General features: G+C 68.0%; 27 protein-coding genes, 1 tRNA gene and 1 pseudogene. 15 read left to right on the top strand and 14 right to left on the bottom strand.

The features are described from left to right. From A5705_RS05765 to pgm, 3 genes are all read right to left on the bottom strand, one after another. Positions 1-663 carry a trimeric intracellular cation channel family protein gene (locus A5705_RS05765; RefSeq protein ID WP_068276125.1) on the bottom strand — a complete coding sequence of 221 codons (663 nt, stop codon included), beginning with the start codon at positions 661-663 and terminating at the stop codon, positions 1-3. Positions 664-832: 169 nt separating this feature from the next. Beyond that, positions 833-905, bottom strand: a tRNA-Ala gene (locus A5705_RS05760). 61 nt (positions 906-966) lie between these two features. Then, positions 967-2,604, bottom strand: a complete 1,638-nt coding sequence (gene pgm, locus A5705_RS05755; protein ID WP_068276122.1) for a phosphoglucomutase (alpha-D-glucose-1,6-bisphosphate-dependent) — start codon at positions 2,602-2,604, stop codon at positions 967-969. A gap of 133 nt (positions 2,605-2,737) precedes the next feature. On the opposite strand from pgm, the gene crcB (A5705_RS05750) reads away from it, so the two are divergent. Then, complete coding sequence (gene crcB, locus A5705_RS05750) at positions 2,738-3,133, top strand: fluoride efflux transporter CrcB (protein WP_068276119.1); 396 nt, start codon at positions 2,738-2,740, stop codon at positions 3,131-3,133. Beyond that, entirely contained in the window at positions 3,130-3,504 is a 375-nt protein-coding gene (gene crcB, locus A5705_RS05745; protein WP_067879738.1) for a fluoride efflux transporter CrcB, read from the top strand. The genes crcB (A5705_RS05750) and crcB (A5705_RS05745) overlap by 4 nt, the downstream gene beginning before the upstream one ends. Here the strand turns inward: crcB (A5705_RS05745) and A5705_RS05740 are convergent, their stop codons facing one another. Together A5705_RS05740 and A5705_RS05735 are read right to left on the bottom strand one after the other, a co-directional pair. Next, the gene (locus A5705_RS05740) at positions 3,505-4,134 is read right to left on the bottom strand and encodes a GNAT family N-acetyltransferase (RefSeq protein ID WP_068276116.1); all 630 of its coding nucleotides are present in this window, start codon (positions 4,132-4,134) and stop codon (positions 3,505-3,507) included. It abuts the gene before it with no gap. Between the two features lie 33 nt (positions 4,135-4,167). Then, the gene (locus A5705_RS05735; protein WP_068276113.1) at positions 4,168-4,515 is read right to left on the bottom strand and encodes a DUF488 domain-containing protein; all 348 of its coding nucleotides are present in this window, start codon (positions 4,513-4,515) and stop codon (positions 4,168-4,170) included. Between the two features lie 49 nt (positions 4,516-4,564). On the opposite strand from A5705_RS05735, the gene A5705_RS05730 reads away from it, so the two are divergent. Then, a complete protein-coding gene (locus A5705_RS05730; protein ID WP_068276110.1) occupies positions 4,565-5,815 on the top strand; it encodes an HNH endonuclease signature motif containing protein in 1,251 nt (416 codons plus the stop codon). Position 5,816: 1 nt separating this feature from the next. On the opposite strand, the gene A5705_RS05725 is transcribed toward A5705_RS05730, so the two are convergent. From A5705_RS05725 to A5705_RS05715, 3 genes are read right to left on the bottom strand one after another with little or no spacing between them, the layout of a single operon-like run. Further along, the gene (locus A5705_RS05725; protein WP_068276108.1) at positions 5,817-6,512 is read right to left on the bottom strand and encodes a DsbA family protein; all 696 of its coding nucleotides are present in this window, start codon (positions 6,510-6,512) and stop codon (positions 5,817-5,819) included. 16 nt (positions 6,513-6,528) lie between these two features. Beyond that, entirely contained in the window at positions 6,529-7,449 is a 921-nt protein-coding gene (locus A5705_RS05720; protein WP_067879978.1) for a CoA ester lyase, read from the bottom strand. Between the two features lie 31 nt (positions 7,450-7,480). Next, a complete protein-coding gene (locus A5705_RS05715; protein ID WP_068276105.1) occupies positions 7,481-8,032 on the bottom strand; it encodes a hypothetical protein in 552 nt (183 codons plus the stop codon). Positions 8,033-8,243: 211 nt separating this feature from the next. On the opposite strand from A5705_RS05715, the gene A5705_RS05710 reads away from it, so the two are divergent. From A5705_RS05710 to A5705_RS05695, 4 genes are all read left to right on the top strand, one after another. Continuing rightward, positions 8,244-8,519: a WGxxGxxG family protein gene (locus A5705_RS05710; RefSeq protein WP_067879720.1), complete on the top strand. Its 276-nt coding sequence runs from the start codon at positions 8,244-8,246 to the stop codon at positions 8,517-8,519. A 114-nt stretch (positions 8,520-8,633) separates the two neighbouring features. Then, complete coding sequence (locus A5705_RS05705) at positions 8,634-9,200, top strand: hemerythrin domain-containing protein (RefSeq protein ID WP_067879716.1); 567 nt, start codon at positions 8,634-8,636, stop codon at positions 9,198-9,200. Positions 9,201-9,227: 27 nt separating this feature from the next. Next, positions 9,228-10,691 (top strand): YdiU family protein, encoded by a 1,464-nt coding sequence (locus A5705_RS05700; protein ID WP_068276102.1) that lies wholly within the window; start codon positions 9,228-9,230, stop codon positions 10,689-10,691. 96 nt (positions 10,692-10,787) lie between these two features. After that, positions 10,788-12,275 (top strand): NAD(P)/FAD-dependent oxidoreductase, encoded by a 1,488-nt coding sequence (locus A5705_RS05695; RefSeq protein WP_068276099.1) that lies wholly within the window; start codon positions 10,788-10,790, stop codon positions 12,273-12,275. Between the two features lie 10 nt (positions 12,276-12,285). Here the strand turns inward: A5705_RS05695 and A5705_RS05690 are convergent, their stop codons facing one another. Next, on the bottom strand, positions 12,286-13,113 hold the full coding sequence (locus A5705_RS05690) for an LLM class F420-dependent oxidoreductase (protein ID WP_068276096.1): 828 nt from the start codon (positions 13,111-13,113) through the stop codon (positions 12,286-12,288). Positions 13,114-13,130: 17 nt separating this feature from the next. Continuing rightward, complete coding sequence (locus A5705_RS05685; RefSeq protein WP_067883191.1) at positions 13,131-13,517, bottom strand: DUF4267 domain-containing protein; 387 nt, start codon at positions 13,515-13,517, stop codon at positions 13,131-13,133. A 320-nt stretch (positions 13,518-13,837) separates the two neighbouring features. On the opposite strand from A5705_RS05685, the gene A5705_RS05680 reads away from it, so the two are divergent. From A5705_RS05680 to A5705_RS05665, 4 genes are all read left to right on the top strand, one after another. After that, on the top strand, positions 13,838-14,539 hold the full coding sequence (locus A5705_RS05680) for a TetR/AcrR family transcriptional regulator (protein ID WP_082956319.1): 702 nt from the start codon (positions 13,838-13,840) through the stop codon (positions 14,537-14,539). A 103-nt stretch (positions 14,540-14,642) separates the two neighbouring features. After that, positions 14,643-15,305: a TetR/AcrR family transcriptional regulator gene (locus tag A5705_RS05675; protein ID WP_068276093.1), complete on the top strand. Its 663-nt coding sequence runs from the start codon at positions 14,643-14,645 to the stop codon at positions 15,303-15,305. Between the two features lie 102 nt (positions 15,306-15,407). Then, complete coding sequence (locus A5705_RS05670; RefSeq protein ID WP_231982370.1) at positions 15,408-15,998, top strand: DUF732 domain-containing protein; 591 nt, start codon at positions 15,408-15,410, stop codon at positions 15,996-15,998. 161 nt (positions 15,999-16,159) lie between these two features. Then, the gene (locus tag A5705_RS05665) at positions 16,160-16,681 is read left to right on the top strand and encodes a DUF732 domain-containing protein (protein WP_082956318.1); all 522 of its coding nucleotides are present in this window, start codon (positions 16,160-16,162) and stop codon (positions 16,679-16,681) included. A 5-nt stretch (positions 16,682-16,686) separates the two neighbouring features. Here the strand turns inward: A5705_RS05665 and A5705_RS05660 are convergent, their stop codons facing one another. Together A5705_RS05660 and A5705_RS05655 are read right to left on the bottom strand one after the other, a co-directional pair. Further along, positions 16,687-17,076 carry a nuclear transport factor 2 family protein gene (locus A5705_RS05660; protein ID WP_068276086.1) on the bottom strand — a complete coding sequence of 130 codons (390 nt, stop codon included), beginning with the start codon at positions 17,074-17,076 and terminating at the stop codon, positions 16,687-16,689. 26 nt (positions 17,077-17,102) lie between these two features. Then, entirely contained in the window at positions 17,103-18,617 is a 1,515-nt protein-coding gene (locus A5705_RS05655; protein WP_067883197.1) for a serine hydrolase, read from the bottom strand. A gap of 118 nt (positions 18,618-18,735) precedes the next feature. On the opposite strand from A5705_RS05655, the gene A5705_RS05650 reads away from it, so the two are divergent. Beyond that, complete coding sequence (locus A5705_RS05650) at positions 18,736-19,326, top strand: M15 family metallopeptidase (RefSeq protein WP_231964560.1); 591 nt, start codon at positions 18,736-18,738, stop codon at positions 19,324-19,326. A gap of 28 nt (positions 19,327-19,354) precedes the next feature. Here A5705_RS05650 and glnA read toward each other — a convergent pair whose 3' ends face one another. Beyond that, positions 19,355-20,791, bottom strand: coding sequence for a type I glutamate--ammonia ligase (gene glnA / locus A5705_RS05645; protein ID WP_068276083.1), 1,437 nt, complete (start codon positions 20,789-20,791; stop codon positions 19,355-19,357). A 223-nt stretch (positions 20,792-21,014) separates the two neighbouring features. Here glnA and A5705_RS05640 point away from each other — a divergent pair, with 223 nt between their 5' ends. The 3 genes from A5705_RS05640 (at position 21,015) to A5705_RS05630 (ending at position 23,842) form a co-directional block, all read left to right on the top strand. After that, the gene (locus A5705_RS05640) at positions 21,015-22,790 is read left to right on the top strand and encodes an NAD-binding protein (protein WP_067883200.1); all 1,776 of its coding nucleotides are present in this window, start codon (positions 21,015-21,017) and stop codon (positions 22,788-22,790) included. A 90-nt stretch (positions 22,791-22,880) separates the two neighbouring features. Beyond that, positions 22,881-23,303, top strand: coding sequence for a PE family protein (locus A5705_RS28950; protein WP_068276081.1), 423 nt, complete (start codon positions 22,881-22,883; stop codon positions 23,301-23,303). A 182-nt stretch (positions 23,304-23,485) separates the two neighbouring features. Beyond that, the gene (locus A5705_RS05630; RefSeq protein ID WP_231964557.1) at positions 23,486-23,842 is read left to right on the top strand and encodes a hypothetical protein; all 357 of its coding nucleotides are present in this window, start codon (positions 23,486-23,488) and stop codon (positions 23,840-23,842) included. On the opposite strand, the pseudogene A5705_RS28050 reads toward A5705_RS05630, so the two are convergent. Then, positions 23,843-24,293 (bottom strand): annotated as a pseudogene (locus A5705_RS28050) (hypothetical protein); the annotation flags it as partial.

Genomic DNA, 24,293 nt, shown 5'->3' with positions numbered 1-24,293 from the left:
TCAACAATGATCCGGCCCGGGCTCCGAGCTCGCCGCCCCGGAATCGCCCCCTGGCGGGCTTGGGGCGTTCAGGCCGAATCGCACGCCGAGCATGCGGATGACGAAGCAGACCGCTGCTGCCGCCAGCGCGGCCGGTAGGCCGTAGACACCCGACTGGACAGTCGCGACCGTGATACCCGCCGCCACTATGGCGGGAATTGCGTATAGCTCGCTCCGCAGCACAGTAGGGATCTGTCCCACCATGACGTCGCGGATCGTGCCTCCGCCTACCCCGGTGACGGCGCCAAGCAGAATCGCCGGCGCGATGCCGAGTCCAAACTCCAGCGCCTTGCGCGCGCCGATGACCGCAAACACACTCAGCCCGATGGCATCCAGCACGATGATCGGGGTCTCCAGCCGATCAAGCCACTTGCTCAGCGCAAACGCAATCAAGCCACCGCCAATGGCAAGTGTGAAGTACCGCCAATCCCTGAATGTGGCTGGCGGTATGTCACCGATGAGAACATCTCGAAGCGCACCGCCACCCACCGCTGTGATCAAGCCGAGGGTTACCACGCCGACGATGTCGAGTCGCACCGCGCGCACCGCGGTCAGCGCCCCGTTCAGTCCGAAAGCGAACGTGCCAGTCAAGTCCAGTGCAAGGAGGAGCGGCGGCTCGGTCACGTACCGTGCCTATCACGGGCCGTCTGACTCGATCACTTGCTTGGCCGACCGCGGGGCAGTTCGATAACCAAAGCCGTTCATCTGGACAGCACAAAAAATAGGACGGTCCGCTCGCGGCAGTCGCAGTGCGGCAAACGAGAGCCCCACATCTGCCTCAAACTTCTACCTGTGGAGCTAAGGGGACTCGAACCCCTGACCCCCACACTGCCAGTGTGGTGCGCTACCAGCTGCGCCATAGCCCCAAGTCGTGCCAATCGAAGCTACACCACTGGCAAGATGGGTTCAAAGCCGCTGGTCAGGCGATTAACCGATCACCTGATTGACCACATCGCGCGCGGCCTTCTGCACCTCGGCCAGGTGCTCGGGCCCGTTGAAGGACTCGGCATAGATCTTGTAGACGTCCTCGGTGCCGGACGGCCGGGCGGCGAACCACGCGTTGGCCGTCGTCACCTTCAGCCCGCCGAGCGGGGCCCCGTTGCCGGGGGCGGCGGTCAATTTCGCGGTGATCGGCTCCCCGGCCACCTCGGTCGCGGTCACCTGCTCGGTCGACAGCCGGGAAAGCCGGGCCTTCTGCTCACGATCGGCCGGCGCGTCGACCCGCGCGTAGAACGGCGTGCCGTACTTCGCGGTCAGCTCGTCATATCGCTGCGACGGGCTTAGGCCGGTGACGGCCAGGATCTCGGAAGCCAGCAGCGCCAGGATGATGCCGTCCTTGTCGGTGGTCCACACCGAGCCGTCGCGCCGCAGGAACGACGCCCCGGCCGACTCCTCGCCGCCGAAACCGATCGTGCCGCCGATCAGGCCGTCGACGAACCACTTGAACCCGACCGGCACCTCGACCAGCTTGCGGCCCAGGCCGGCGACCACGCGGTCGATGATCGACGAGCTGACCGCCGTCTTGCCGACGGCGATGCCGTCCGGCCACGACGGGCGGTGCGTGTAGAGGTAGTCGATGGCCACCGCCAGGTAGTGGTTCGGGTTCAGCAGGCCCGCGTCGGGGGTGACGATGCCGTGGCGGTCGGAGTCGGCGTCGTTGCCGGTGGCGATCTGGTAGCGGTCCGAGGTGGCGATCACGTTAATGAGCCCAGCCATCGCGTCCGGCGAACTGCAGTCCATCCGGATCTTGCCGTCGTGGTCGAGCGTCATGAACCGCCACGTCGCGTCGACCAGCGGATTGACCACGGTCAGGTCCAGCCCGTGCCGCTGCGCGATCTCGCCCCAATAGTCGACGCTGGCGCCGCCGAGCGGGTCGGCGCCGATCCGCACCCCGGCCGCGCGGATCGCGTCGACGTCGACCACGTTGGGCAGGTCGTCGACGTAGGTGCCCAGGTAGTCGTAGCGCTGGACGGCCTGCAGCGCGCGGGCCAGCGGCACCCGCTGCACGCCCGACCCGCTGCGCAGAATCTCGTTGGCGCGCTTGGCAATTGCGTTGGTTGCGTCGGTGTCGGCGGGCCCGCCGTTGGGCGGGTTGTACTTGAAACCGCCGTCGGACGGCGGGTTGTGCGACGGCGTGACGACGATGCCGTCGGCAAGCGCGTCGGTGCGGCCTCGGTTGTAGGTCAGGATGGCGTGGCTGACCGCCGGCGTCGGGGTGTAACGGTCGCGCGAATCGATCATCGCCACAACGTCGTTGGCGGCCAGCACCTCGAGCGCCGACACCCACGCCGGCTCGGAAAGACCATGCGTGTCACGGCCGATGAACAGCGGCCCGGTGGTGCCGTGGGTCCGGCGATACTCGACGATGGCCTGGGTGATGGCCAGGATGTGGGCCTCGTTGAACGCCCCGCCCAGGGCCGACCCGCGGTGACCCGACGTGCCGAACACCACCTGCTGGGCGACGTCCTCCGGGTCGGGTTCGATCGAGTAGTACGCGGTGACCAGGTGGGGCAGATCGACGAGGTCTTCGGGCTGGGCCGGCTGACCGGCGCGCGGGTGGGCCATGGTCACCAATTCTGCCCGTGCCCGGCGCGCCCCGCCGCCTTGGACTTCTCAGGTACTTCCCGGGTTCACCTTCTGGTAAGTCGACCCCCTACGCTGCTAAGCGCAGCACTCGCACACCGAAGGGAAACCGACCGTGGCACACGACTATCGCGAGTTGGCCGCGGTTTTCGTCGGTGGTGCGATCGGTACTCTAACCCGCGCGGCGTTGAACACCCTCGTCATCCGCGACGCGGAGCACTGGCCGTGGTCCACCTTCACGGCCAACATCGTCGGCGCGTTTCTGGTCGGCTACTTCACGACCCGCCTGCTCGAGCGGCTGCCGCTGTCGAGCTACCGGCGACCCCTGCTCGGCACCGGACTCTGCGGCGGGTTGACCACCTTCTCGACGATGCAGGTCGAGACCGTGAACATGATTCAGCACGGCCATTGGGTCAAGGCCGCCGCATACACCACCAGCAGCATCGTGTTGGGATTGCTGGCCGTGTACCTGGCGACCGCTTTGGTTCGCCGGGTACGAGTCCGTCGATGACCGGGATATCAACGGCCTTGCTGTGGACCGGCGTAGCGCTCGTCGGCGGCTTCGGGTCGGTGCTGCGCTTCGTGATCGACGGTGCGGTGGCCCGGCGAGCGGCCCGGGCCTTTCCGTTCGGGACGCTCGCGGTGAACGTCAGCGGCGCCGCGCTGCTCGGTTTCCTCGGGGGCCTGGTGTTGAGCAGGGACGCGGCGCTGCTGGCCGGGACGGCGTTCGTCGGCGCCTACACCACCTTTTCCACCTGGATGCTGGAGACGCAGCGCCTCGGCGAGGAGCGCCAAACCTGGACGGCGCTGGCCAACATCGTCGTCAGCGTCGCGCTCGGCATCGCCGCCGCGACATTCGGGCAATGGGTCGCCCAGCAGTGATCAGGTGGCGCGAAGCCTGGGCACGTCCCCGGGTGTGCGCGGCAGCGCGAACAGCGCCATACGCCGATTCGACATGTCGTGCTCGCCGAGGAATGCGCAGCCGGCGCGCTCGCAGAATCGCCGTGCCGTCTTGTTGCGGTGGTCGGGATCGAACATGATCCGGCGGCACAACGGCTCCTGGCCCAGCACGCTGGCCACGAAATGCGGCAGCACGTACCCGGCGATGCCCTGGTTCACCAGCCCTTCGTCGGCGATGGCCGCGTGGATCCCCAAGTCGTAGGGATCGGCTTCATACCGGGTGGCAATGGAATCCTTTGCGGCTCGGTACAATTCGATGTAGGCGCGGTCTTGCCCATCCAGACTGGCGAAAAACGGTCGCGAATACTCACCGTCCAGTTGCGCGCCCAGGTAGCGATGCCAGCGCTCGGCCGGCCAGGCGGATTCCCAGGCCTCGGCGAGCGCGGGCCGGCTCATCCACTCGGCGACCATCTCCGCGTCGGCGTCCGGGTCGGCGAGCCGGAAAGCGTAGGGCTCGGGAACCTCAGCCGTGCTGGGCGGCGGGGGCACCTGACGCACCTCATCGCTGATGTCGGCCAGTTCCCGCGGCAAGATCATTTCGGGTTCGGTCATATCCACCGACCAGCCTACCGAGCCGCCCGCGGATCACCGGCTCGTGAGCAGCTCCGCCAGGACCGCGGCGTGACTGCCGTCGACTTCGCGGGTGGCCGTCACCAGGGTCACGGCGCCGCGCTTGGTCAGCTTTCGCAGCTCCGCCAACGCCGGGCTGTCGTGCAGTTCGTCGGCGTAGCGCGCGGCGAACTGATCGAACTTTCCAGGGTCATGGTGGTACCACTCGCGAAGTTCCTTCGACGGCGCGACGTCCTTGCACCACCTGCCGACCCGCGGATCGTCCTTGCGTAACCCGCGCGGCCAGATGCGGTCCACCAGGACCCGCTGGCCGTCGTCGGGATCGGCCTCCTCGTACACCCGCGCGACCCGGATTCGGCCCATGCAGCCAGCGTAACGGCATCTTGTCGGCCGGTCAGGTATACTCGAACACATGTTCGATGATCGACAATCGGCGCTGATAGAGCGCATCGCCGAGCTGGAGAGGGTCAAGTCCGCTGCGGCCGCGCATCAGGCCCGGCTGGCGGTCGCCCTGGATACCGAGCGCAGGGCCGCCGAAGCGGCGACCGGGGTCCCCGCGGCGCGGCGCGGACGGGGCGTCGCCGGCGAGATCGCCCTGGCGCGGCGGGATTCCCCGGCCCGAGGTGGCCGGCACCTGGGTTTCGCCAAGGCGCTGGTGCACGAGATGCCGCACACGCTGGCCGCGCTGGAGTGCGGGGCGCTCTCGGAATGGCGGGCCACCCTGATCGTGCGCGAAAGCGCCTGCCTCGACGTCGAGGACCGCCGCAGGCTCGACGTCGAGATGTGCGCCGATCCCGCCGGCCTGGACGGGATGGGTGACGCGCGGGTGGCAGCGGCCGCCAAGGCGATCGCCTACCGACTGGACCCGCACGCGGTGGTCGAGCGCGCGGCCAAGGCCGAGAACGAGCGCACGGTCACCATCCGGCCCGCACCCGACACGATGACGTATGTGACCGCGTTGTTGCCGGTCACCCAAGGCGTTTCGGTGTTCGCGGCTCTCAAGCGGTCCGCCGACACCACCTTCGATGACCGCTCGCGGGGACAGGTCATGGCCGACACGCTCGTCGAACGGGTCACCGGGCGCCCGGCGGCGGTCCCTACCCCCATCGCGGTCAATTTGGTCCTCACCGACGAAACGCTGCTGGGCGGCGCCGACACACCGGCCGATCTCGGCGGCTACGGGCCTATTCCGGCGGCGGTCGCGCGATCGCTGGTCGCCGGCGCCGTCAGCGACCGGCGCTCGCGGGCCACCCTGCGCAGGCTCTACGCCCACCCGGCGGCCGGGGCGCTGGTGACCATGGAGTCACGGGCGCGGCTCTTCCCGCGCGGCCTGGCAAGCTTCATCGAGCTGCGAGATCAACGTTGCCGCACGCCCTATTGCGACGCGCCCATCCGCCACCGTGACCACGCGCAGCCCTGGGCCCGCGGCGGGCCCACCACCGCCGACAACGGCCTGGGCTCCTGCGCGGCCTGCAACTACACCAAGGAAGCCGCCGGCTGGCGGGTGCGCACCATGGTCGACGACAACCATACGCACACAGCCGAATTCACCACACCGACCGGGCATACCTACCGATCGGCCGCCCCGCCGCGGGCACCTGCAATCGACGTCAGCGAGACCGAACTGCGCATCGCCGTCACGCTCGCGAAGCACGCGGCGTAGCTCAGCTTTGATTGGTGAGGCGCTCCACGTCGACGACTTCACCGCGGTTGATGCTGACCCAATCCCGCCCATCGAGGTAGGGACGCAGGCTTCGCCCGATGAGGTCGAGATCGGCCGGCGCCTTGGGCCGCTGCAGTTCGTAGACGTGCGGCAGCTCGGCCATGCCGGTCACGACGCTCCACAGCGTCAGGGCGGGCTGACCGGTCGGCGGGTCGACCAACACCGGACCGAACAGGCACTGTCCCGCCAAGAACAGCGTCGGCACACCGAATCCGCCCGCATCGACGACGCGCTGGTGGTCCTGGCGAATGTCGTCGTGGGTGGTGGAGTCCTCCAACGCCTCATCGAGAATCGCGGGGTCGACGCCGATGTCGCCCAGCAGTTTTCGCGCAATCGCGGGGTCGTGTGGCTTGCCGCCCAACGTGTGCAGCTCGCGTCCTATCGCGGCGTACCACCGGTCCAGCAGCGCCATGTCCGTTCGGCGCAGCAGCGCCCCGATCCGCATCAGCGACCAGCCGTAGGACCACTGGCGTTCCCAGGGGTGCTTTTGGCCCTCGGACCTGTTGGTCTCCTCGAGGCTGAAGAATCGCCAATCGACGGTGATGCCGAGCTGGTCGCGAACATCCCGGATCCACAGCGAGGTCTGGTAGGCGAACGGGCACATCGGGTCGAAGTGAAAGTCCACGGCGTCGCTCATCGAACCTGTTCCCTGCCTAGTAGTGATAGGTGTCCGACGGGGCGGGCGAGTGAACGCGTTCTTCGTCGTCGAACTCCGACACTTCGATGCCGTAGGCGCGGGCCAGTTCGAGGATCTTCGTGGCCCTCGCAATCCGCGGTAGGTCGGAGCCGTTGCGAATCTCCCCGCCGTCACGTTCGAACTCAGCGAAAAACTCTTTGGCCCAAGAGATCTCGTCCTGCGACGGGGACAGCCCCTCGTTGACCACCGCGCACTGGTCCGGGGTGAGGCAGATCTTGCCCGTCATGCCGAACTCCACGGAAACCGCCGTGGCCTCGATCAGCTTCAGGGCGTTGGAGCCGATCGTCGGCCCATCGATGGCGCTCGGCAGGTTGGCCGCCTTGGCCGCGATCGTGAAGCGCGACCGGGCGTACGCCAGGGTGGTGGGGTCTTCCCCGAAGCCGGTGTCGCGGCGGAAGTCACCGATGCCGAAGGCCAGCCGGAAGGTGCCCTTGGCCGCGGCGATCTCGGTGATGCGCTCCAGGCCCCGGGCGGTTTCGACCAGCGCCACGATCGGCACGTTGGGCAGTCGCTGGGCGGTCTCGGTGACATGGTCCACCGATTCGACCATCGCCAGCATCACCCCGCCGACCGGAGTCTCGGCCAGCGCCGCCAGGTCGTCGGCCCACCACGGCGTGCCGAACCCGTTGATGCGGACCCAGTCGGTGTTTTCCGAGCTGAGCCAGCGCACGACGTTCTCGCGGGCCGCCTGCTTGCCTTTCGGCGCGACCGCGTCCTCGATGTCGAGAACGACGATGTCGGCGCGGGAATGCGCCGCCGCCTGGAACCGGTCGGCATGCGCGCCGTTGACCAGCAGCCAGCTGCGGGCGAGAACGGGGTCGATGCGCCAGCCGATGTCCGAGGGATCCGGCGCCTGGTCGTCGACCTGTTCATGCATCTGATCTGTCGCCATCTTCATTCCGTGGGTGCTAGCTGGTGTTTGTTAAACGGTAGCCGCATGGCGAACCGCCGATCAGGCGGGCTTGTGCGAGCGGCGCCATAGCAGTCGACCCAGGGCGAGCGCGACGACCAGGACGACCGCGAACAAGCAGGGACTGCAGCACGAAGACCGCGAAGTCGTTGACGTCGTAATAGTCGCCGTCGCCGACGCACTGGAAGCTGACAGTGGTCCCGGACTGGCCCGGCTTGTAGCTGTAGTGCGAGGTGTTGTAGGTCATTTCATATCCGCTGCGGCAGACGATGGGACTCATCCACAGCGCCGTCGAGGGGATCAGCGCGGTCACCGCCGCCGCTCCGCCGACGCAGAGGCCGATCCCCCCGCCGAGCACCGCGATGACCGGCCCGATCAAATCGGCCCCGCGGCGCTTGCGCTGGGGCGCGGCGTAGGCGGGGCGCACACCGGGCGTCAGCTGCGCGGCGGAGACCGGCTGCTCGACGGGTTGGTTCTCGCCGCGGGCGGCCGCCCTGGCGTCGGCCAGCCGGCGTTCCAGGTCGGCGATGCGCTGCCGGGGGTCGTCCATCAGCAAATGATGGCAGTTGGGGAGCGTGGTCGCACCAGGCCACGCGCCAAGCGTGCTCGGGCGAGGTTTCATCGCCGGCGCGCCGGGTAGCCCATCCGTTGCGACGCCAGGGACCTTCGTCTCGCGTCGCTTGTCGCAAGGGCTAGAGGCGACTGGTCCCGAACGCGTTCTCGGTTACCCCTCGGTCGAGACGACCACTCAAGGAGCAAACATGCGTAAGACCATTGCAGTCATTTCCGCCACCGGGGCGCTGCTGTTCGGTGGAGCCGGCGTCGCCAACGCCACCACCCAGGCCGCACCGGCGCCGTCGTCGACCACAACGACGTTGGCGGACAACAACAATGACCAGCACAGTGACAACAACAACGGCTTGTGGGGGCTGCTCGGCCTGCTCGGGCTGGGCGGACTCGTTGGGCTGAAGCGGCGCAAGGACACCGACGCCGTCACCGGCCTCGGGACAACCACGACGCCCGGGCGCGGCGTCTAGCGGTCCAGGCCGACGCCCCCGTCGGATGCTCAGGCGTCTGACGGGGGCTCGCCGCGTTTACCCGGACCCCCGCCGGGTATTTCTTCCATTCCCCTATCACTGGAGGTATCGGCGATGGCCGACATGATTGTCCAATCACCAGAGGAAGTCGTCGCATTCCTCAAAGCGCAACACAACCTCATCGAGGACATGTTCGAAGAAGTGCTGCACGCTTCGGATCCCAAGGCGCGCGAGAAGCCCTTCGTAGAGTTGCGCCAGCTGCTGGCCGTCCATGAGACGGCTGAGGAGATGGTGGTGCACCCCCGGGTGCGCCGCGAGGCCGACGCCGGCGACGGCATCGTCGACGCCCGCCTGCAGGAGGAGCACGAAGCCAAGGAGCTGCTCTCAGCGATCGAGAAACTCGACATCACGTCGCAACAGTTCATCGACGAACTCACCAAGCTGCGTGACGCGGTGCTCGACCACGCCCGGCATGAGGAGGACGACGAATTTCCCGTGCTGGAGCGCAAAGTCGACGCCGACGACCTCAAGCGGATGGGTTCGGCGGTGCGCGCGGCGGAGGCCATCGCGCCGACCCGCCCGCACCCGGGCGTGGAATCGGCGAAGCTGAATTTCGCCGTCGGTCCGTTCGCCTCAATGCTCGACCGCGCCCGCGACCTCATCCGGCAAGCCGTCGGATAGGCCCGGGCGTTCCGTAGTGTCGGTGGAGTGAGCGTCACACCGGAGACAACCGTCGCCCTGCACGACCGGTTCTTCCGCGAATTGCCGGAGTTGGCCGTGCGCTGGCAGGCCGAGGCGACTCCCGAATTGCGGCCCCTCGTGGTCAACGACCGATTGGCCGGCCAGCTCGGCCTCGACGGCGCCTGGCTGCGCAGTGCCGACGGGCTGCGGTTTTTGGTCGGCAACCTGGTGCCCGACGGCGCCGCGCCGGTGGCGCAGGCCTACGCCGGACACCAGTTCGGCGGCTACGTGCCCCGACTGGGCGACGGGCGGGCACTGCTACTCGGCGAACTCGTCGGCGACGACGGGAGCCTGCGCGACCTGCACCTGAAGGGGTCGGGGCCCACGCCCTTCGCGCGCGGCGGCGACGGCCTGGCGGCGGTCGGCCCGATGCTGCGCGAATACATCGTCAGCGAGGCGATGCACGCCCTGGGCGTCCCGACGACACGATCGCTGGCCGTGGTGGCCACCGGACGCCCGGTGCAGCGCGAGACGCCGCTGCCCGGCGCCGTGCTCGCCCGCGTCGCGAGCAGTCACCTGCGCGTCGGCAGCTTCCAGTACGCCGCGTCGCTCGGCGACCCGGGCCTGCTGCGGCGCCTGGCCGACCATGCGATCGCGCGCCACCATCCCGCCGCGGCCGGGGCCGACCGGCCATACCTCGCCCTGTTCGAAGCGGTGGTGGCCGCCCAGGCGTCGCTGGTGGCCCGCTGGATGCTGATCGGGTTCGTCCACGGCGTGATGAACACCGACAACATGACGATCTCCGGCGAAACCATCGACTACGGCCCCTGCGCCTTCATGGAGGCCTACGACCCGGAGACGGTGTTCAGCTCGATCGACTTCTGGGGTCGCTACGCCTACGGCAATCAGCCGGTCGTCGCCGGATGGAACCTGGCCCGATTCGCGGAGACGCTCCTTCCGTTGCTCTCCGACGACGTCGAGGAGGCGGTCGCGCTCGCGGAGGGGTCGTTCGGGGTGTTCCGGCAGGCCTACGACGCCGTGTGGGAGTCCGGCATGCGCTCCAAACTCGGCTTGTCCGGAGATGTTGCGGCACAAGCGGTTACGCGGTTGGTCGACGACCTGCTCACCCTGTTGCAGGAGAGCCACGTCGACTACACCTCCTTCTTCCGCCACCTCGGTCGGGCCGCCCGGGGAGAGGCCGAACCGGCGCGCGGACTCTTCGTCAACCTCGCCGGCTTCGACGCCTGGATGTCGCGCTGGCGGGACCTCGGTCCGGACGCCGAAGCGATGGACCGCGCCAACCCGATCTACATCCCGCGCAACCACCTCGTCGAGGAGGCCCTGACCGCGGCGACGGACGGGGACCTCGATCCGCTCGGGCGGCTGCTCAACGCCGTCACCGACCCGTATCGCGAACGACCAGGCCTGCGGCGCTACGCCGATCCGGCGCCGGAGGATTTCGGCAAGTACCAAACGTTCTGCGGCACCTGAGGTTTCGGCCGCACCGGCGGCCTCGAGGACCGCTATGACTGCCTGCAGGTCAACGACATCCGCATCGGCCTGAGCTGAAGCGTTTACAGTTCCCTGGTGACCACCAGCGTCGCCGTGATCGGGGCGGTCCCGGGCGGGCTGGTCGCGGCCCGCTGGTTGATGTCGCAGGGCTTCGAACCGACGATCTTCGAGAAGGCGCCGATGCCGGGCGGGCAGTGGACGGGCCTGCCCGGCCTGAGCGGCGTGTGGCCGGCTATGCACACCAACAGCAGTCGCACGCTGACGGCCTTCGGCGACCTCGAGCACACCACCGAAGTCGTCTACCCGCCGAATCGCGCGATCCTCGGCTACTTGCATCGATACGCCGAAACCTTCGGCCTCACCCCCCGCATTCTGCTCAACACGCGGGTCGACCTCGTCAGGCGGCAGGGCACGCGGTGGGTCGTTGGTCATGCCGGCGGCGACGAGAGCTTCGCGCGGGTGGTGGTCGCCAGCGGCAGGTTCCACGCCCCGGCGGTCCCCGCCGTGCCGGGCCTCGAGACGTTCGCCGGCTCGGCCGGGGCGATCTCGAGCTACCAATACCGCGACGCCGGCCCGTACCGCGACAAGCGAGTCTTGGTGGCGGGCTGCGCGATCAGCGCCCTCGAGATCGCCGCCGAGCTGGCCCATCTCGGCGCGGCACGCGTGGTGGTGACCCAACGGCGGCAGCGGTACGTCCTGCCGAAGTTCGCCGCCGGGGTGCCCACCGACTACCGGGTCTACACCCGCTACGGCGCCCTGGCCTTCGAGCGCCTGCCCAGGGCCGAGGTCGACCGGCAACTGAAGGAGATCGTCATCGAGGCGGCCGGGAGCCCCGACCAGTACGGCGCACCGCGGCCCGATGCGTCCCTCTTCGCGGCCGGGGTCACCCTCAATCAGCATTACCTACCACTCGTCGCCGAGGGCCGGATCACGGTGCGGCCGTGGATAAAGGCCATCGAGGGCACGTGCGTGACGTTCGCCGACGGGCACGCCGAGGACTTCGACGGGATCGTGTTCGGCACCGGGTTCGCGTTGTCTCTGCCCTTCCTGAGCGAGGACATCCGCGCCGTCCTCGACCTCGACGCGGTGCACCTGGACGCCGACCGCTACACGTTCCATCCCGACCTCCCGAATATGGCCTTCATCGGCATGTGGGACCAGTCGGGCGGATACTTCGTGCCGCTGGAACTCCAAGCCAGGTGGATCGCGTACACGTGGGGCGGCGCGATCGCGCCCCTCGATGAGGACGACCAGCGGAGGTCGCTCAAGGAGTACCGCGCGCGACGCGGGTCACCCCAGAAAACCCAAATGAACCTGGCCGCAATGACTTTCGCCCGAGCGGCCGGGGTGGAGCCACAGCTGGACAACTGGCCGCACCTGCGGCGCGCGTTGCTGTTCGGCCCGCTGGCACCGAGCTGCTTTCGGCTCGAAGGCCCGGATGCGTTGGCCCGGGCGCCGACCCGGTTCGCGCGCGAAGCCGCCGCCTTCGGCGCCATCACGTCGAACGAGCTCACCGGGCGCGAAGCGAAATACTGGTCGGCGGTCGAGGGCGCCGCGGGCTGACCGCGCCGCCCTACGCCAGTTTGGCGAGCTCCGCCTGCAACTCGTCGAGGCGCCGAAGCGTCTCGTCGCGGGGCTCGGTGGGCAGGTCCAGCAGCACCTGTTGCAACCCGAGGGTGCGGTAGCCCTCCAGCTCCTTTGCAGTCGGCTCGCCCCCGTGAAAGTTGATCACCGGCACGTCGTGGTCGGCGACGCGGCGCAACTCCTCGAGCTGGCCCGACAGCGCCTCAGCCGACGGAGTCATCGCGATCCAGCCGGCATTCAGCCGGGCGATGCGCGGAAAACTCGCCGGCCCGCCGCCCAGATACAGCGGCGGGTACGGCCGCGTCACCGGCTTCGGCCAGCTGTAGATCGGATCGAAATCGACCAATTCGCCGTGGAATTCGGCCTGATCCTGGGTCCAGATCTCGATCATCGCCCGAAGCCGCTCCTCGACCATCCGCCCGCGCACCTTCGGATCGACGCCGTGGTTGGCGATCTCCTCGCGCAGCCAGCCCACCCCCACGCCGAAGCGAAACCGTCCCTGCGAGACCAGATCGAGCGACGCAACCTCCTTGGCCGTCAGGATGGGATCGCGCTGCGGGATCAACGCGATCCCGGTCCCCACCTCGAGGCCCCGGGTCGCGACCGCCGCCGCCGTCAACGCCACGAACGGATCCAGTGTGCGGTAGTACTTCGGCGGAATCGGGCCACCGCCCGGATAGGGGGTCTTGGCGTTGACGGGGATGTGCGAATGCTCGGCCAAAAACAGCGAGGCGAACTCGCGCTCCTCCAGCGCCCGGCCCAGCTCGACGGGGCCGATCCCCTCGTCGGTGACGAATGTCAGGACTCCGAATCGCATGCTTGCTCCCATCGCCGTCACACATTCTCCCCGTCGCGGACCCTTCGGGTCGCGCCCCAGAGCCCGACGCCGATGCCGACCACGGCGCCGCCCAGGCCGATCAGCCGTTGCGAGGGCTTCAGCGCGTCGTGCACGCTCATGCCGCCGAGCAGGTCGGCCGCGTCCGCGCCGCCGGAGGCCAGAAACCAGCCGCGGGTGTCCCTACCCCGCAGCGCCGCCGCAGCGAGCAGCCCGCCGATCAAGGCGTCGCGGTAGCCCATCGAACGCAGCAGCAGTCGCGCCGTCGGCGCCGGCTCGTCCGGATCGCCCCACCAGCGGTTCGCCCGGAGCGGGTCGACGAGAAACGAAATGCCCGACGCGAGACGGATGCCGCCGGCCAGGAGGGCCGCCCGATCAATCGACATGGCCGCAGCCTAGGGCCTATCTCGCGGGTGAACCAGGGTTCACCGAAACGGCTGCTGCCAGACAGCGACGATCCGCCGGTCCGGCGCCGAGAAGTCCGGGCTCGTGATCCCTCTTCGCAAACCTGTTCCCGGCAGACGCATTTGCCGCATCAGCCTTGACGCCCCGTGAACGACGCCGGCATGACCTGCGCGAGTGGTGATCGGTGCGCCGGGACGGTGTCGACAGAAACAATTGTGCATTCGTCTAATAGAAGAGTGGGCGGCGCGGGCTTTGCGAAAGCGTGTGTGCACGAACTGTCCACGGATTATTTTTGTTAACTATGACGGGACAGGGGGATCCGGCAGCACATCCGCAGCACCATTTGAGCCACACGGTCACGCCTCGACGGAAGAAGCTGGCACCCGATCCCGACGTGCGCCGCGCCATTGTGGACGCCGCGTCGAAATCGGTTCGCGAGCAGGGGGTTCGAGGCCTCAGCGTTGCCACGGTGTTGGAACGAGCCCGGCTCAGCACGCGGGCTTTCTATCGGCACTTCGACTCCAAGGACCAATTGGTCGCGGCGGTCTTTCTCGAGATGACGCGCAGCGAGGTGCAGCGGCTGAAATCAAAGATGTCGGAAGCCACCGACCCGGTCGAAGCGGTCGCCGCGTGGATCGACGGGCGGCTCGACCTCGCGTTCGATGAGGACATCAAAGCGGAGCTGCACCAGGTGTCTTTGGAGGCCCAATCGAAATCATTCTCCACACCCGAGGCGGTCTCGCCCGCCTACGGTGCGATTCTCGAGCCGTTGATCGAGCAGCTGCAGCGCGGCCTCGAGCTCGGCATCTTCAGGGACATCATCCCGGCGACCGCGGCGAAATCGATCCACGGCGTCGTGTGGGCCGGCACGCAGCGCCAGTGGGCGACGAACCATTGGGACCGCGAGGAGGTCCGCCGACGGGCGGTGCGATTCTGCCTGCGGGGGCTGGGCGTGGCTCCCCACCTCATCGAGCAACTGAGCGCCGGCGAAGCCGCACGTTAGCGGAAGCGCAAACCCTGAAATTCATGTTTTCGGAGACGGGGGTAGGGGGTACCTACGCACTTATGACACGTCTGTGCAACCCCGACGGCCCGGTCAGGCGCGCATGAGCGGCCCGCTATCGCAACGGCGAAACAAGCTCGCCCCCGACCCCAACGTGCGGTGCGCCATCGTGGCCGCGGCGTCCAAATCCATGCACGAGCATGGAGTCCACGGGCTCAGCGTCGCCACCGTGCTGGAGCGCGCTCAGCTGAGCACCCGCGCGTTCTACCGGCACTTCGATTCCAAGGACCAGTTGGTCGCGGCGGTCTTCCTCGAAGAGGCCCGCGTCGAAACGCAGAGACTGAGGGCAAAGATGGCGGACGCCGCCGACCCGGTCGACGCGGTCGTCGCCTGGATCGAAGGGCGACTGGAACGCGCGTTCGGCGAACCCGCCGAGAACGGCGCCCGCCGGCTGCCGATGGACGCGCACACGAAAGCGGTCTCGTCGCCGGAAATGATTGCGCCCGCGTACGGCGCGATCCTCGAGCCGCTCATCGAGCAGATCGAGCGCGGCCTCGAACTCGGCGTGTTCCACGACGCCGTCCCGGCGACGGCCGCGAAATCGATACACGGCGTGGTGTGGGCCGGCTCGCAGCGGCACGGGCAGACGCAGCCTTGGGACCGCACCGCAATTCGCGAGCGGGTGGTGCGGTTCTGCCTGCGCGGTCTGGGCGTATCGCCCCTCAGGATCGAACGGGTCACCGAGGCCGACGCGGCCGCGGGCTGACCGCGAACACAGCTACTCGGCGGGGCAATTGTCGGCGATTTCGCGGCCACGCCGGCCACGACGCCGCCGTCATCCATCCGCGGACCCGCTACCATGGCCGTCATGGCCGAGCCGTCCCCGGCTGGTGACGAGACGTTCGCGCTCAACCGTGCCGAGACGGTTGCCGTACCCAATGACGCGGGTTCGGACGCGGCGGATCGCACGTCCGCGCGCGACTATGACGACGTCCCCGACGAGCCGGCGGCCGACCGCCAGTCCTGGAGCGCCACCTGGCGCAAGGCCGGAGCGCTGCTCGTCGGGGGGCTCGCACTGGCCGGGGCGATCATTCTTGCCTTCTGGCTGTTGAGCCCGGATTCCACCAGCCCTCGGCCGGCAACGCCCAAGGGCGGCGCGACGCCCGCGCCGACGGGCCCGTCGGCGTCCGCCGCTCCGTCGTCCATCGCCTCCACACCGGACCAGGACAACAAGTACGTACAGGACCTGAACGACCACGGCATCTCGTTCGCCAACCCCGAGGCCGCCATCTCGAACGGCAAGATGGTGTGCGATGACATCCGCCGAGGCGTGTCGGTGCCCCAGATCGTCAACGCCTTTCATTCGAGCAATCCGGGCCTCGACGCCGACACTTACGTGAGCATCTCCGTTCGCGCGTACTGTCCGCAAAATGGCAACCTGGTGGGCGGTGGGTCATAGCCGGCGCGGGAAGCGGCGCGCGGCCCGGCGGCCTGTACGGACCGGCGCGGCCGTGACAGACTTCGACACGGCGATTGACGTGTCGTTGAACGTCAGAATGCGAACGGTGCGATATTGATTGGACTTGGCGTTATCGGGGGACACCCGGCAGGGGGTGGGGCATGACTGTCGAGGGCCGCGATGTCCCGACCGGATCGGTGCCTCATCACGTAACACGGCCGGCGCGTCGCTCCAAGCAGACGCCCGCCGCGGTGCTCATCGGGGCCGCGGCCTTCGCCGCGGCCGCCCTGGCCGGTCTCATCTCGGTGGGGGTCTACCTGTCGCGTGACAAGACGGCGATGTCGCCGGGCCCGCAGACCGTGACGATCAGCGCCTCGTCGGCCGCGATGTCCCCGGCCGACGGCGCGGACGCCCAATTCCTGTCCATGCTGAACGGCTACGGCATCACCGACAACGGCAAGGCGGCCATCCGCCAGCGGTTCATGGAGTTGGGCCACCACACCTGTTTCCTGCTGTTGCCGCCGCGGCCGCAGTCGCTCGAGCTGACGGTCGGCAACATCTTGTCCGCACAGGACCAGGACAGCGCCGCCGGTAATCGGTGGCCGAAGCGGCTCAGTCATGATGACGCGGAACATTTGGCGCAGTCCGCCGTCGCCGCCTATTGCCCGAGCGCGCAGAAGTAGGTCGGCTAGCTCCCCTGCTGCAACAGCTTGGCCATCTCGGGGATGACGGTCTCAAGGGCCCTGAGCGGCCGCAGCATCACCTTGACCGAAGTGATCTCGCCGTCGTCGTTCCAGTGGATCATGTCGACGCCGTTCACGTGGGTGCCGTCGACGTCGGCGACGAACTCCAGCACGGCGGAGTGGTCGGAATACCACTGCTCGACGTAGTGGAAATCGGTGTCGGCGAACAGCTTCGCCGCCGCGGTCAGGTAGGCGGCGGCCTTGGCCCTGCCCTCTTGTGGGGTGAAAACCGCCGGCGAGTAGAAGACCGCGTCCTCGGCCAGCAGTTCGTGCAGGCCGTCGGTGCGGCCGCCGTCGACGATCTCGATCCAGCGTTGGATAACCGGTGGGGTCACACGGCAAAACTAGCGCCCGGGTTTTCCTACCGGCGCGGGGGTGTGGTGCTGCCGTAGAGGCGCAGGGCCCGGGCCGCCGCGGTGGCGACCTCCCCGCGCAGATCCGAGATCGGTGGGCTGCCTCGCAGATGGATCGAGTTGGAGAGCAGGACCACATAGGTGTCCGAGCCGGGGTCCAGCCACAGCGTGGTTCCGGTGAACCCGGTGTTGCCGAAACTGCCGACGGGAAAGACCGTTCCGCGGGGCCGGGAAAATCCGGTGTCGATGTCCCAGCCGAACCCGAACAGGTTTTGTCCCCTGACCGCCGGATAGTTGGCGGCCCGGGCGGCTTCGTTCGCCGCTTTGAGTTGTTGGGGGGTGTGTCCGGGTTGCTGGGGCGTCGTCATCAGTTCGAGAGTCGCGGGCTGCAGCGGAAAGTCGCTCGGGCGGCCCGCAAGCCGATCGAGCAGCGCCTGCGCATAGACGCCGACATCGTGCGCCGTCGCGAACACGCCGGCATTACCCGCCACTCCCCCCATGCGGCGCGCCGTCGGGTCATGCACGGTGCCACGAAGCAGATAACCGTAATCGGGGTTCTTGCCGGGATCGGCTCGGCTTTCCTCGTCAAGCGCCGTCGGCGCGATGCGCGGCAGGAGGCCGGCGCTCCATGCGCCCGCGGGACAGGGCTCCGGTTCGCGTCCCGGCGGCGCGGGAGCCCAGGCGATCGCAGACCCTCGAATCCGTTGTGGCCCACAGGCTTTGGCTGCGGGAAGGTAGCGGGTCTGCATGATTCCGAGCGGCGCGAAGACGTTTTGCTGAACGTAGTCGTCCTCCGCCTCGCCCGTGACCTTCTCGAGCAGCGCGCCGAGCAGGATGTAGTTGATGTCGGAGTACCGGAAAACCGCGCCGGGGCCCGACTGGAGCGGCGTGCTGAGCGCACGGTGGACGCCTTCCGCTTTGTCGGACCCGTCGAGTCCCCACGGATCGCCGAGGCTTACGTCTATCCCCTCGCCCGACGTGTTCGTCAGCAACATGCGGACGGTCACCTCGGCACGCTGAGGATCGTTCGCCGCGTTGAAGTCCGGCAAGTACTTCTGCACGGGATCGTCGAACTGCACCTTGCCCTGTTCGTACAGCTGCATGATGGCGGTCGCCGTCGCGAGACACTTTGTCAGCGAAGCCAAGTCGAAGATCGTATCCTCGGTCATCGGCTCGGCGGGCGCCGGCGCTCCGTCCAGCCCCGGTTCGCCCGCCAGCTTGCGCGAGCCGTAGGCCTGGTGAAAGGCGACCTTGCCCCCGTGCCCGATCACCACCACCGCACCCGGCAGCCGGCGTGCCGCGATCGCGTCGTTCATCAGCCTGGAGACGGTTGCGAACTCGGGCGCGGGGGGTGCGGCCGGCTCCTCCGGCGGCGGCGGCGCGGGAGGCGGCGGCGCCTGCGAAGCCCGAGGCCCGTCGCTGACGGCTGACGGCGCCACGTAGCCGGGCGCGGAAGCGGCGGCGAGCACGAGCAGGGCGGCGCCAACGGCAATGACCTTTCGCGCCGACCGCTTACCGGGCATGCCGCCAGCGTAGGCGGGATCGGCTGGGCAGTCCTATAGTTGGTGCCCCGTGCCATTCCCATTCACGTCCGGCAGCCGGTGGTTTGCCGTTCCGGCGGGCATGGCGGCAGCCGCCGTCATGCTGGTTCAGTGCAGCGCCGCTTCGTCCGCCCCCGGGGAGACCGTCCTGCCGGTGACGGTCGCAGAGCTCGGCGCGAGCTGGCGGCCCGGCTGTCCCGTCGAACCCGCGCAGCTGCGGCGGGTCGGCGTCGACCACATCGGGTTTGACGGGCAGACCCACCGCGGCGAGCTGATCGTGCACGAAGACCTGGTGCCCGAGGTCCTCGCGATCTTCGAGCGGCTTTACCGGCTGCGCTTTCCCATCGAGAAGATCCGCGCGGTCGACCACTACCCGGCCGCCGATGACGAGCTGTCGATGGAGGACGACAACACCTCAGCGTTCAATTGCCGAAGCATCCCCGGAACCGATCGATGGTCCCTCCACGCCTACGGCCGGGCCATCGACCTCAACCCGCTGCTCAATCCGTGCGTCTACTCCAGCGGCGCGATCGAACCGCGCAACGCCACGGAGTACCTGGACCGCGGCCGCACCGACCCGGGGATCTTTCATGACGGCGACCCGGCCGTTCACGTGTTCACGGACCTCGGCTGGCGGTGGGGTGGCGCCTGGACGACTCCCGTCGACTACCAGCACTTCGAGCGGCCCTAGACGTCCCTAGACGTCCCCTAGACGTCCCCTAGACGTCGTAGTAGAGGGCAAACTCGTACGGCGTCGGCCGCAGGTTGACCGGTGCGATCTCGTAGTCGCGCTTGTAGTCGATCCACGCCTCGATCAGGTCGGGGGTGAACACCCCGCCCTCGGTGAGGTATTCGCTGTCTTCCTCCAGCCGGTCGATGACCGCCGACAGCTGCGTGGGCGCCTGCGGGATCTCGGCCGCCTCTTCCGGGGGCAGCTCGTAGAGGTCCTTGTCGACCGGCGGCGGCGGCTCGATCTTGTTCTTGATGCCGTCCAGCCCCGCCATCAGCTGGGCCGCGAACGAAAGATAGGGATTGCCCGACGAATCGGGGCAACGGAACTCCAGCCGCTTGGTCTTCGGGTTGTTGCCGGTGATCGGGATGCGCACGCACGCCGAGCGGTTGCGCTGGCTGTAGACCAGGTTGATCGGGGCCTCGTAGCCGGGCACCAGCCGCTTGTACGAATTGACGGTGGGGTTGGTGAACGCCAGCAGCGAGGGCGCGTGGTAGAGCAATCCGCCGATGTAATGGCGGGCGGTGTCGGACAGGCCGGCGTAGCCGGTGTCGTCGTACATCAGCGGAATGCCGTCCTTCCACAGCGACTGGTGGCAGTGCATCCCGGACCCGTTGTCGCCGAACAGCGGCTTGGGCATGAACGTCACCGTCTTGCCGGCCTGCCATGCGGTCTGCTTGACGATGTACTTGTACATCTGATGGTCGTCCGCCGCGTGCAGCAAAGTGTTGAACTGGTAGTTGATCTCGGCCTGGCCGCCGCTGCCCACCTCGTGGTGGCCCTTCTCCAGGCTGAAGCCGGCGTTGGTCAGGTGGGTGAGCATTTCGTCGCGCAGGTCGACGTAGTGGTCGGTGGGGGCGACCGGGAAGTACCCGCCCTTGGGGCGGACCTTGTAGCCGAGGTTGGGGCTGCCGTCGGCCTCGGTCGCGTCTCCGGTGTTCCACCACCCGGAGCTCGCGTCCACCTTGTAGAACGAGGTGTCCGTGCGCGAGTCGAAGCTGACGGAATCGAAGATGTAGAACTCGGCTTCCGGGCCGAAGTAGGCGGTGTCCGCGATGCCGGAGCTGATCAGGTAGTTCTCCGCCTTGCGCGCGACGTTGCGCGGGTCGCGCGAATACACCTCCAGGGTGAACGGGTCGTGCACGAAAAAGTTCAGGTTCAGCGTTCTGGCGGCGCGGAACGGGTCGATCGTCGCGGTTTCCGGGTCGGGCAGCAGCAGCATGTCGGACTCGTGGATCGACTGGAACCCGCGAATCGAGGAGCCGTCGAAGGCCAGGCCGTCCTCGAACACGTTCTCGTCGAAGGCGTAGATCGGAATCGTGAAGTGCTGCATGGTCCCCGGCAGGTCGCAGAAGCGGACGTCGACATACTCGATGTCCTGGTCCCTGGCGAGTTTGAAGATATCGTCGGGCGTCGTCTCGGGCACGGAAGCTCCTTCAGGCAATGCTTTTCACGCGGGCAGCGGTGCTGCGATGGCTTTCTCTACGCCGCAACTATTTCGTCCGCGTGACGAGCCCGAGTCGAACCTGTTGCGTCCCATGAAGACCGGGCCGCTCCGGTGGCACTTCCCGGGCTCGTGGCCGATAGTCGTATTCATGCGGCACACCACGAAGCCACCCCGGTAGCAAACGAGCGAGACGGCCCGCGAAATGGGAGAGGTCTTTCAATTTCATCGCGAGATCATCGTCGGCGGCGATGATCCGCTGTCGAAGACGATCGCCGAGGAACTCAGGGGCGCCGGCGCGCGGATTATCAGGATCAACACCGCCGCGGATCTGCTCGGCGCCGGGGTGCACCGGGCCCGCGCCGTCGTCTGCGCCGGGCCCAACGACGCTGTGAATCTCGAAATCGCCTTACTGGCAAGGGAGTACAGTCCGAATGTCCGCGTGGTGGCGCGGCTGGCCAACGACGTGCTGCGGGAAGCGGTCACCGCCGTCAACGGCCCCGGCGCGATACTGGACGTCGCCGACCTCGCCACACCGTCCCTCGTGGAGGCCGTGCTGTCGCGTAACGCGCACCAGTTCGAAACAGCGGGAATCGAATTCGTCGTGTGGGGCGCCGAGGCGCCGTACGACGCGACGCTGCGCGAGATCTACGCCGACTTGGCGCCCGTCGCGGTCGTCCACGGCAAGAACTCACCCACTCCCGGCGAGGTGGTGCCCTGCCCCGGGCGGGATCTGCGGGTCTACGCCGGGGACTGGACGTCGATGATCGGCGTCAAAGACGAACTGGAGGCCCGTGGCATCAAGGTGCCTCCCCCGACGGGGACGCGCTCACGCCATTCCCGGCTCCGACGCGCAATCGATGCCGCGCGGGCCATGCGCGACGACGTCAACCCGATGCTGTTCCCCTCGTTGGCTTTTGCGCTGTTGCTGATACTCGCCTCGACCACCGTGATGCGCCTGACCTATCACAACCCGCGGATGTCGTGGCTCGACGCCCTGTACTTCACCTCCGAGACCATTACGACCGTGGGCTACGGCGAATTCAGCTTCGCCCAGCAGTCCACCGCCCTGCGACTGTACGTGGTCGCGTTGATGTTCGGCGGCGCGATCGTCACCGCCATCCTCGTCGCGTTCCTCGCCGACCTGATGCTCTCGCGCCGATTCGTGAAAACCGCCGGCCTGCTGCGGGCCCGCCACATGCGCAACCACGTCGTCGTCGTGGGGCTGGGTTCCATCGGCGTCCGCGTCGTCAGCGATCTCACCGCCGCCGGATACGACGTCCTGGTGATTGAGCCGGACGAGAACAACCGCTTCCTGCCGACCGTGGCCGACCTCGACGTGCCGGTGATCTTCGGGGATCCCACGATGCGCCAGACCTTGGAATCGGCGCGCGTCGAACGCGCACGCGGGGTGGCGGTGGTGAACCAGGACGACATGGCGAACATCGAGACCGGCATCGTCCTGCTGGAGATACTCGGATCGGACACCAAGGTGCCGATCGTCATGCGCGTTCAGGGCCGGGCGTTGGGCACCGCGGTGAACCGGCGGTTCGGTTTCGAAAACGTGCGGTCGATCGTCGACCTGGCCGCCCCCTGGTTCATCGGCGCGGCGATGGGTTTGCAAGTGCTCGGGACGTTTTGGGTGGGGCAGCGCTCCTTCATGGTCGGCGGAATGCTGGTGGCGCCGGGCAGCGAGCTCGACGGTCTGCGAATGGTGGAACTGTCCACGCAGACGCGCGTCATCGCGATCACGCGACCGGAGGGGCCGGTCAGGTTGCGCCCTCGCCGCGACGCCCGACTCAAGGCCGGCGACACCGTCTACATCATCGGCCCCTACCGCGAGCTGATCACGACCCTGCGCAAGGGCCAGCCCCCACCGGTGACGGCGATCAACGGCGAGCGGGCGGCGACCTTGGCGGCGGCGCGTTCGCACCGGCCGGACCCACGCCCGCCGAGGTGGGCGCCCGACATGGACGCCTGACGGAAGAGGGCACAAGTGCCCTAGCGGTTGCCGGGCGGCCATCGGGACCATGACACGAACGGATTGTCGTGGCCTAGGACGAGATGCGAGATGTCATTCATCATTGTGGCCCCGGAAACGCTGGCCTCGGTTTCCTCGGATCTGGCCAGTATCGGGTCGAGGATCAGCGAAGCCACCGCGGCCGTCGTGGGGCCGACCACGCACCTGACGGCCGCCGCCGCCGATGAAGTGTCAGCCGCCGTCGCGACGTTGTTCGGGTCGCACGGGCAGACCTATCAAGCGCTCAGCGCGCGGGCGTCGACGTTTCATCGGGAGTTCGTGCAGGCCCTGGCCGTGTCCGGAAGCTCGTACGCGGCTGCCGCCCCGACCCTGCAGAGCGTGGTCGACCAGACCGGTGCAATTCCGATTTGCCGGACGATCCAACAGGCAAACGAAAGTCTGCTCAATCGATTCACCCACGCGGTGGGCCGGCTCGAAAGGCCGTTGGTCCCCGTTGGCTGCCGCCGTCGATGATGCCGACCGCCTACCCCTTCGTGCCGATGCTGGACCCGCATCTGAACTTTCCCATCGGCCAGCACAGCGTGACCGGTCTTTCGCTGATCACAGGAGCTGAGGGGCAGCTGATGCGAAGTCTCGCCCTCATCCCGTCGTGGTGGGGCTAGTGTGCAGGAACAATGCGTCGACGAATTCTCTGGGTGCCGGTCTCGGTCGCCGCGGTAATGATGTGCCCGACGGCCGGGCCGGCCGCGGCCGCCGTCGACGCGGAGTGCGGCGTCATCGTGCCGGCGGCCGATCGGCTGGAGAACGTGTTCAACCTGGTGTCTCCCTCCGGTACACCGGCTTATCTGGCGAGCCAGGTTCGGAACGCTCTGGCTCCGCTGCACGGTTTGAAGAGTGCGGCCGCGGTCGACCTTCGCATTCGCTCGGACATGCTGGCGTCCCAGATCGACGCCAGTGATCCCTACCGGCCCGCAAGCCCGGAACAAATCGCCGGCGATCTCGCCAAGGCGAGGCAGCAGTTGGCGACCGCTCGCGACTACTGCGCGCCGTAGTTACTGCTGTCCCCTGCGCCACTGCCGGATCTGGAGGCGCTCGGCGTCCGGCCAGATGGCCTTGGCGGCCGGTGACCCGCAGAAGGTCTCCTCGGCCTGACGCAGGCTCATGTCCACCGCGTGCAGGCCGTCTTCCTGGTGGGCGCGGCACACGACGGTCAGCACCCGGTGCGTGTCCGGGTCCACCTCCTCGGCTTCGATGGTCAACACCACCACGAGCGTGTACCCGGCCCCGGTCGGCAGGTAGAAGGTGAGGTCCCGGCTGTCCAGCGCGCCGCCGTTGGTCACCAGGTAGCCGTCGCCGCTGGGATAGACGGCCTGCCCGACCATCTGGGTGCGTTCGTAATGGTTGCGGTCACCCGGCGCGCGCCACACCGCGAACCGGGTGTTGGCGCTGCCGTTGAACGGGTGTCGCGCGATCGGGATGATCAGCTCGTCGCGGCCGTCGCCG

This window comes from Mycobacterium sp. E787, assembly GCF_001668725.1.
GTDB lineage: Bacteria > Actinomycetota > Actinomycetes > Mycobacteriales > Mycobacteriaceae > Mycobacterium.
The sequence above is the reverse complement of the archived record's forward strand: the minus strand, read 5'-3'. Positions and strand labels throughout refer to the sequence as shown.